This is a genomic window from Burkholderia sp. LMG 13014, assembly GCF_905232215.1.
GTDB lineage: Bacteria > Pseudomonadota > Gammaproteobacteria > Burkholderiales > Burkholderiaceae > Burkholderia.
This window is the reverse complement of the sequence record NZ_CAJNKE010000717.1, coordinates 1-2,698: the sequence shown is the minus strand read 5'-3', so window position 1 is coordinate 2,698 and position 2,698 is coordinate 1. Positions and strand designations below refer to the sequence as shown.

The 2,698-nt window shown below is 63.9% G+C and carries 2 protein-coding genes and 1 pseudogene; all 3 read left to right on the top strand.

Annotated features, from left to right (window positions below):
* Positions 1–122 precede the first annotated feature (122 nt).
* The gene (locus tag JYJ84_RS33560; protein ID WP_175219105.1) at positions 123–1,370 is read left to right on the top strand and encodes a D-arabinono-1,4-lactone oxidase; all 1,248 of its coding nucleotides are present in this window, start codon (positions 123–125) and stop codon (positions 1,368–1,370) included.
* 33 nt (positions 1,371–1,403) lie between these two features.
* A complete protein-coding gene (locus JYJ84_RS33555; protein ID WP_122948730.1) occupies positions 1,404–2,183 on the top strand; it encodes an SDR family NAD(P)-dependent oxidoreductase in 780 nt (259 codons plus the stop codon).
* A 242-nt stretch (positions 2,184–2,425) separates the two neighbouring features.
* Positions 2,426–2,698, top strand: a pseudogene (gene glyA, locus JYJ84_RS33550) (serine hydroxymethyltransferase); the annotation flags it as partial.

Genomic DNA, 2,698 nt, shown 5'->3' with positions numbered 1-2,698 from the left:
GCGCCGGTCAAAAAGCGTCGGACGGGTGCCGCCTCGTCAAAACCCTAACTTGCCGAAATCCGATAGTGGAAAACCTTTCGGCACCTTACCGTTGGCACCAATACGACGCTGGAGAGACGGTGATGGAACTTCCCCGTGGCGGATTCTGGAGAAACTGGGTCGGCAATCAGTCGTGCGTGGCTGCGCACCTGGCGTCGCCGGCGAGCGAGGCCGAGATCGCGGAGCTGGTGCATACGGCGACGCGGCAAGGCAAGCATGTGCGGTGCGCGGGCTCGGGGCACTCGTTCACGCCCGTGGTGGCCACCAGTGGCCTGCTGCTGTCGCTGCAGGACTACCAGGGCATCGTGGACGTCGACGAAGCGCGCAAGCGCGTGACCGTCAAGGCCGGCACCAAAATCAATGCGGTGACGCGGCACCTGAAGGAGCGCGGCCTGTCGCTCGTCAACCAGGGCGACATCGATTCGCAGGCGATTGCCGGCGCATTGGCTACCGGCACGCACGGCACCGGGACGACGCTCGGCAACCTGTCGTCGCAGGTCGTCGGGATGCGCATCGTGCGCCCGGATGGCTCGATCATGAAGGTAAGCGACCGGCAGGACCTCGACCTGCTGCATGCGACGCAGGTGAACATCGGCATGTTCGGCGTGGTGTCGGAGCTGACGCTGCAGGTGACCGATGCGTTCTGGCTGCACGACCGGGTGTGGCGCGAAGACTTCGACGCGTTGATGGAGCAATACGACGACCTGGCCGCGAAGCACCGGCATTTCGGTTTCTTCTGGTGCCCGACGTCGGCCAGCCGCGACCTCTACTGCCTGCCCGACACCACGAAGGTGTCGAACTCGAAGAAGGACTACGACGTGTGCGAGATCAAGGTGATGGATATCACCGACGCGCGCACGTTCCACGAAGGCGAGCACGAGAAGATCGCGTACAGCTCGGAGGTGTACGCGATCCACTACGTGCCGAACTTCCACGAGCTCGAGTACGCGGTGCCCGCGCAGCACGGCAAGGAAGCGCTGCGCCGGGTGCGCGAGCTCATCCTCACGAAACACCGCGACTGCATTTTCCCGGTCGAGTACCGCTTCACGAAGGGCGATCCGGCGTGGATCAGCCCGTTCAATCACCAGGACAGCGTCACCATTTCATGCTCGGGCGGCCCGAACGGCGTCGACTACTGGCCGTTCCTGAAGGACGTCGACACGATCCTGCGCGACTACGGCTCGCGTCCGCACTGGGGCAAGCTGCATTTCACGAACCGCGAAGACGTCGATCGCTGGTTCCCCAAGGCCGAAGCGTTCCGCGCGCTGCGCCGCAGCGTGGACCCCGAAGGCTACTTCCTCAACGATCACCTGCGGACGCTGTTCAGTTGAGCAGGCCGAACGAACCAGATTGGAGAAAGACACATGAATGTCAAGATTGACGGCCGCCTGGCCGGCAAGGTCGCCATCGTGAGCGGCGGCGCCGGTGGCTGCGGCGGCGCGGCGTCCGAACTGTTCGCCGCACAGGGCGCGAAGGTTGCGATCATCGACCGCGACGGCGACGCCGCCGAAACGCTCGCATCCCGGCTGCGCGACGCGGGCCTGCAGGCGATCGGCCTCGGCGCCGACGTGTCGAAGCAGGCGGAGGTTCAGCAGGCCGTGAACGCCGCGCGCGAGCAGTACGGTAACGCGGACATCCTGTTCAATCACGCCGGCACGCTGATCGTCAAACCGTTCCTCGACATCGAGGAGTCGGAATGGGACTGGCTGATGGGCGTGAACGTGAAGAGCATGTTCCTGATGACGAAGGCGGTGCTGCCGCAGATGCTGGAGAAGGGGCGGGGCAGCATCGTCTGCACGTCGTCGATTTCCGCGGTGTGCGCGACGCCGGGCGAGGTGCTGTACGACGCGACCAAGGGCGCGTGCCACATGTTCGCGCGGGCGATTGCGGTCGAGTATCGCGATCGCGGCATTCGGTGCAACGCGCTCGCGCCGGGGTTCATCCGCACGCCGCACGGGATGCGCGAACTCAGGGATCTGCAGGCGATGGGCGTCGACGCGACCGAGGCAGCGATCGCGGTTCAGCAAGGCAGGTTGTGCGAGCCGTCGGAAGTCGCGGCGGCTGCGCTGTTCCTCGCGTCCGACGAGTCGAGCTTCGTCAACGGTACGCATCTGTTCGTCGACAACTGTTTTTCCGCCGTCTGATTGTTGTTGCTCGCAAGAAGCTGAGGGCAGGCCTCACGCCTGCCCGGCCGGCAAGTTCTGTCGAAGGTGTCGCAGCGATGCGACCCTTCGATTTTTTTTGCGTGCCCGGTGCGCGGTGTGTCCTAGCGGATTGTCGCAATCCTTCTATCGACACGGGGGCGTGTCTGGTGGAATGCGAAGGCCGAAACACCATGCAGCCGGCAAGCCGCGGTCAGTCATTCACTCTCAACTGGTCAATCATCATGTTCAACCGCACTACCAGCACCGTTGCCAACGTCGATCCGGAACTTTTTGCCGCGATCGAGCAGGAAAACCGTCGCCAGGAAGATCACATCGAGCTGATCGCGTCGGAAAACTACACGAGCCCGGCCGTGATGGCCGCACAGGGCTCGCAACTCACGAACAAGTACGCGGAAGGTTATCCGGGCAAGCGCTACTACGGCGGCTGCGAATACGTTGATGTGGTCGAGCAGCTGGCGATCGACCGCGTGAAGCAGCTGTTCGGCGCGGAAAGC